This is a genomic window from Gemmatimonadota bacterium, assembly GCA_016209965.1.
GTDB lineage: Bacteria > Gemmatimonadota > Gemmatimonadetes > Longimicrobiales > RSA9 > JACQVE01.
This window is the reverse complement of sequence record JACQVE010000194.1, coordinates 1-5183: the sequence shown is the minus strand read 5'-3', so window position 1 is coordinate 5183 and position 5183 is coordinate 1. Positions and strand designations below refer to the sequence as shown.

Here is a 5183-nt window from a genome sequence, read left to right as displayed (position 1 = left end):
GGCAAGGACGTCGTGGCGCGCGCCATCCACGCGCGCGGGCCTCGCCGCTCGCACCCCTTTGTGAGCGTCAACTGCACGGCGCTGCCCGAGCACCTGGTCGAGAGCGAGCTGTTCGGCCACGAGGCCGGCGCCTTCACGGACGCGCGACAGGCGAAGAAGGGGCTGCTCGAGCTGGCGCACTCGGGCACCGCGTTCCTGGACGAGATCGGCGACATGCCCAAGCCGGCCCAGGCCAAGCTGCTGGGGTTCATGGAGACCCACTCTCTGCGCCGGGTCGGCGGCGTGCGGGACCTCGAGGTCGACGTCCACGTGGTCGCGGCCACCAACCGCGAGCTCGAGGACGCGGTCCGGCGTGGCGAGTTCCGCGAGGACCTGTTCTATCGGCTCAACGTCATCCCCATCTGCCTCCCGCCGCTGCGCGAGCGGCCCGAAGACATTGCGCCGCTGGCCCTGCACTTCTGCGAGACGCTGAGCCGCGAGATGCGGCAGCCGCCGCGCCGCATAGCGCTCGAAGCGTTGCGCGCACTGGAGGCGTATGACTGGCCGGGCAACGCCCGTGAGCTGCGCAACGTCCTCGAGCGCATCCTGTTGCTGCAGGACGGGGAGACCATCGGGCTCCCGGACCTGCCCCCGGAGATCGTCGGGCACTCGCCCGCCACGCCCCGCACGTTCACGCTGCCGCCCGAGGGGGTGTGCCTCGAGGAGCTGGAGCGGGAGCTCATGTGCCAGGCGCTCGAGCGGATGGACGGCAACAAGACAGGCGCCGCGCGACTGCTCGGCCTGTCCCGGGACACCCTGCGCTACCGGCTGGAGAAGTACGGCATCCGGTAGCCCGGGCCGGAGCCCGCCATGAACCTGAACAAGCTCTTTCCGCGGCTCACTATCCGGGCCAAGCTGGCCATTGCCTTTGCGCTGCTGGCCGTTGTGCCACTGGCCGCCGTGGTCGCCGTGACGACCGGGGTTACGACGGGGCACCTGCATGCCGGGGCTCGTGCGGCGCTCCGGCACGAGGTCGAGCGCTCGCGCGCCCAGATGGAGCGCTCGCTGGCGCAGCTCGAGAGCGACGTCGCCTACCTGGCGTATGCCGTGCTCGGGCCACTTCTCGACGGCGCACCCGCTGCGGACTGGCGGTCCGCCGCTCGCCTGGCCTCCTCCTTCCTGGCGGCGGAGCGCACGCTGTTCCGCGTGCAGCTCGTCGATGCGGACGGCCGGGTGCTGCTGGCCCGGCGCGCCCCGGACGGCGGTGCGGCGAGCGCGGAGCAGCCTGAGGCGGAAGCGGTCTATTACGCCTGGCGCGCCCAATCGGCGGAGCGGGGCCGCCACCTGCTCCTGCCCGTCGAGCTGCGCGGCGGCGGTGTCGAGAGCGACGGGGCGCGGCCGATTCCCGCGGTCGCGGTGCTCATCCCGCTGCGTACCAGAGAGGGTGAGTTGCGCGGAGTGGTGGTGGGCGAGGCGCGGGCCGCGGAGCTGTTTGCGCATCTCGATCTCGCCTCACCAACGCTCCCGGGCGTGACCGGGCTGGTGGACGCGACGGGACTGTACCTGTACCACTCGGCGCGGAAACGGGATTGGTCCAGCCTCCTCGCCAGCAACACGGAGGTCAGCCTGCGGCGGGACTTCCCCGCGGCCGTCGTGGCGCAGGTGCTTTCCGGCCGAGCCGGCACGTCGCGGACGTCCGACGCGCGGCTGGTGAGCTTCGTCCCCCTTTCGCTGCCCGGCTCCGCCATCGGGCCGTTGACCCTGTACCGCGCCGTGCCGCTGGCTGCCGTGGCCGCGCCTGCGCGCCGCTACCTCGAGTCGACCGCGCTCATGAGCCTGCCGCTGATGGTACTTGTGCTGGGCCTGGCGGTGGTCGCCGGCCATCAGTTCACGCAGCCCATTTACCAGTTGCGCCAGGCGGCGCGGCGCCTGGCCCGGGGCGGGGCGCCGCCGGCGCTGGACGTGGCGACGAACGACGAGCTGGAAGACCTGGCAGCGGACTTCACGGCCATGGCCACCTCGCTGGTCTCGCACCGCCGGCGGCTCGAGGAGCTGCTCGCCGAGCGGAGCCGCGCCTTGCAGCACAAGCACGCGGAGCTGGCGGACATCCTGGCTCACTCGGCGGACGCCATTGTGGGCCTGGGACTGGATCGGCGCGTTCGGGTCTGGAACGGTGGGGCGGAGCGGCTCTTCGGCTACCGCGCGGACGAGGCGACGGGCCGGGATATCCAGGAGTTGCTCGGGCCGCGCACGGCGGGCGCGGAGCGGGAGGCTGCGTTCCTGGAGCGGGAGCTGGCCGAACGCGGAGAAGTCGTCAACTACCAGACCAGCCGCCTGGCCCGTGACGGGCGGCTGCTGCCCGTGAGCCTTACCCAAACGCTGATCCGCGGGGGAGACGGACGCCCCGTCGGCTACTCGCTCATCCTGCGGGACACCGGCGCCCAGGCGCGGCTCGAGGCGCAGATGCGCCGTTCCGAGCGCCTGGCCGCGGTCAGCGTTATGGCCGCAGGGCTGGCGCACGAGCTGAACAATCCGCTGGCCGTCATCAGCAACCGGCTCGAGTGCATGGAGCGGGACGCGCGGGAACGCTGCGGCGACTGCTTCCTCGAGCGCGACCTGGATGTGCTGCGCGAGCACACGGCTCGCCTGGGAGCGCTGACCGCTGATCTGCTGCGCTTCGCTGGCGATGGCGCGGGCGAGCCCGGCCCCGTAGACGTGGCGGAGGTGGCGACGCGGGTGGTCGGCCTGCTCGAGCGCACCTTTGCCGCACGCCACATCCGCCTCGAGTTCTGTGCGACGCGCGGGCTGGCGCCGGTGTTCGCCAGCGGGGGCGGCCTCGAGACGGTGTGCATGAACCTGCTGCTCAATGCGGCGGAGGCCACACCCGCCGGCGGCTGCGTCACCATAGAGGTGCGGCCGTCGGCGCAGGGGGACAGCGTCGAGTTGAGGGTGGCGGACAGTGGACCCGGCGTGGCGCCCGAGCTGCGCGAGCGGGTCTTCGAGGCCTTCTTCACCACCAAGGGCGGGCGCGGCGGCACCGGTCTGGGGTTGGCCGTGTGCCGCAGCGTTATCGAGCGCTGCGGCGGGCGGATCTGGGTGGAGGGTGGGGCGGGGGAGGGTGCCCGCTTCGTGGTTTCGCTCCCCTTCACATGGCTCGAGGGCTGATGGCCAGCGGGCGAGTGCTGGTCGTGGACGACGAGCCGGCGATGCTGGAGAACTGCCAGCGGCTGCTGTCGCGCGCAGGCTACAGTTGCCAAACGCTGGCGGAGCCCGCCCGCTTCAGGGATGTGCTGGCCGAGACCCAGCCGGAAGTGCTGCTGCTGGACCTGCGCATGCCGGGCGCGGACGGCTTTACCTTGCTGGCCGCGGCGCTGGCCGATGATCCGGCCCTCGCCGTCATCGTGATCACGGCCTACGCCAGTGTCGCCTCCGCTGTGCGCGCCATGCGCGAAGGCGCCTTCGACTACCTGGCCAAGCCGTTTACCGCGGACCAGCTCGCGCTGGCTGTCGAGCGCGCCGCCCGGTACCGCGGCCTGACCCTCGAGAACCGGGCGTTGCGTGATCAGGTCGCCCGCGGCGGCGACTTCGAGGGCATGATCGGCTCGAGCCCGGCCATGATCCGGCTGTTCGAGCAGCTCCGGAAAGTGGCGCCCACCGATGCCAACGTCCTGATCTCCGGGGAGAGCGGCACAGGGAAGGAACTGATCGCGCTCTGCCTGCACGCGAACAGCGCCCGGCGTTCCGGCCCGTTCATGCCCGTGGACTGCGCTGCGCTGCCCGAAGGCCTGCTCGAGAGCGAGCTCTTCGGCTACGATCGCGGCGCGTTCACGGGCGCTGTGGCGCGCAAGGACGGGCTGCTGGTAGAAGCCCAACACGGCACGGTGTTCCTGGACGAGTTCACCGAGCTGGGCACCAGGATGCAGTCCAAGCTGCTGCGCGCCCTCGAGCAGCGGCAGGTCCGCCGGCTGGGCAGCTCGATGCTGCTGGACCTCGATATCCGCCTGGTTGCCGCGACCAATACCGACGTGGAAGCCGCAGTCGCGGCGGGCGGCTTCCGCCAGGACCTGTATTACCGGCTGAACGTCGTGCACCTGCGCGTGCCGCCGCTGCGCGCGCGCGGCGGCGATGTGATCCTTCTCGCCCGGCGGTTTCTCGAACACTTCGCCGGCTTGCAGGGCAAGCCCGCACCGCGCGTGCTGCCCGAGGTCTGGGAAGCACTCGAGCACTACCCCTGGCCGGGCAACGTGCGGGAACTGAAAAACCTGGCGCAGCGGCTGGTCGTCCTGGATGAGGACGGCCGCGTCACACGAGCCGACCTGCCCGAGTCGCTGCGCGATCCGCCAGGCGGCGCAGCCGCAGCGGCACCGGGCGCGCCGCCAGCGGACTACGAGGCCGGGCGCACGCAAGCGCTGCACGCGTTCCGGGCCCGCTACCTGAGGGAGCTGCTCGAGTTGCACGGGGGCAACGTTTCCAGCGCCGCCCGCGCCGCTGGTGTCAGCCGGCGCACACTCCACCGCTGGCTGGCGGAGCTGAGGGAGCGCGACGGGGGAACGGCGCCATGAGTCGCACACCGTGCCGCGCCGGCTGTTTCCTGCTTCCGTTGCTCCTGGGTACCGTTGTGCCACAGCCGCAAGGCAGTGTCGAGGGGAGCATCTTCGCGCTCGATGTCCGGCTCACAGGGGCGGTCGTCTACCTGCTCGCGGAGCGGGTCACGGCCTTCCCGCCGCCCGCGCCCGCGCTCATCGACCAGGTCAACCTGCGCTTCGTGCCGCCCGTGCTGACCGTACTGCCAGGTACCAGCGTCGAGTTCCGCAACAGCGATCCCCTGCTCCACAACGTCTTTGGCGCCGGCCCGCCGGGCGACGCCTTCGATCTGGGCACCTATCCGCGCGGCAAGCGGCGCGTCCACACCTTCACCCGGCCGGGGCCCCACGTGATCCTCTGCCACGTGCACCCGGAGATGGCCGCGTATGTGGTGGTCGTGCCCACACCTTACGCCGCCGTGGCCGACCGCGAGGGCCGGTTTCTCATTCCGGACGTGCCGCGCGGGCGTTACACGCTCCGGGTCTGGCACCGCCGGACTCGCCCCTACGAGCGACTCGTGACCGTGGCGCCCGGCGAGCGCGTGCACCTCGAGCTGGAGCTGATGGCGGTCTCCAGCCGCCGCGCGGTCCCGCCTCCCGGCGGCGGGGCGCTGTGAGCGG

The 5183-nt window shown here is 71.9% G+C and carries 4 protein-coding genes; all 4 read left to right on the top strand.

Annotation, left to right across the window (positions count from 1 at the left end):
• Positions 1 to 831 (top strand): sigma 54-interacting transcriptional regulator (locus HY703_07785; protein MBI4545078.1); only part of this gene is annotated, 831 nt, incomplete at its 5' end.
• Between the two features lie 18 nt (positions 832 to 849).
• Entirely contained in the window at positions 850 to 3144 is a 2295-nt protein-coding gene (locus HY703_07780) for a PAS domain S-box protein (protein MBI4545077.1), read from the top strand.
• A complete protein-coding gene (locus HY703_07775; protein ID MBI4545076.1) occupies positions 3141 to 4541 on the top strand; it encodes a sigma-54-dependent Fis family transcriptional regulator in 1401 nt (466 codons plus the stop codon). Before HY703_07780 ends, HY703_07775 begins: the two co-directional genes overlap by 4 nt.
• A complete protein-coding gene (locus HY703_07770; GenBank protein MBI4545075.1) occupies positions 4538 to 5179 on the top strand; it encodes a hypothetical protein in 642 nt (213 codons plus the stop codon). The genes HY703_07775 and HY703_07770 overlap by 4 nt, the downstream gene beginning before the upstream one ends.
• The last annotated feature ends 4 nt before the right edge of the window (positions 5180 to 5183 follow it).

Coding starts and splice junctions, on each gene's coding strand:
- HY703_07780 (MBI4545077.1), top strand. CDS start 850: ATGAACCTGAACAAGCTCTTTCCGCGGCTCACTATCCGGGCCAAGCTG.
- HY703_07770 (MBI4545075.1), top strand. CDS start 4,538: ATGAGTCGCACACCGTGCCGCGCCGGCTGTTTCCTGCTTCCGTTGCTC.